General features: G+C 56.4%; 1 pseudogene. It reads left to right on the top strand.

Annotation, left to right across the window (positions count from 1 at the left end):
* A pseudogene (locus tag C446_RS02645) lies at positions 1-241 on the top strand (ISH6 family transposase); the annotation flags it as partial.

Here is a 241-nt window from a genome sequence, read left to right as displayed (position 1 = left end):
AGGCGATCACTGACGACGCGACGGTCGTCAGTGACGCCGAGAATGCGCTCGTCGATGCGTTCGAGAATGGTGACCGATCTCACCAGCTCGACCTTGTTCACGTCGGTCGAACGCTCGGGTACAAGCTCTGGAAAGACGATTCGTTTCCGCTCTCCGAGCGGAAAGCGATCGTCTCTGGCGTTACGAATGATCTGTTCCATCTGAAGAACTCTGTCGCACTTCATGCACCGAGGAATGAGCG

It is taken from the genome of Halobiforma nitratireducens JCM 10879 (assembly GCF_000337895.1).
Lineage (GTDB): Archaea > Halobacteriota > Halobacteria > Halobacteriales > Natrialbaceae > Natronobacterium > Natronobacterium nitratireducens.
The sequence above is the reverse complement of the archived record's forward strand: the minus strand, read 5'-3'. Positions and strand labels throughout refer to the sequence as shown.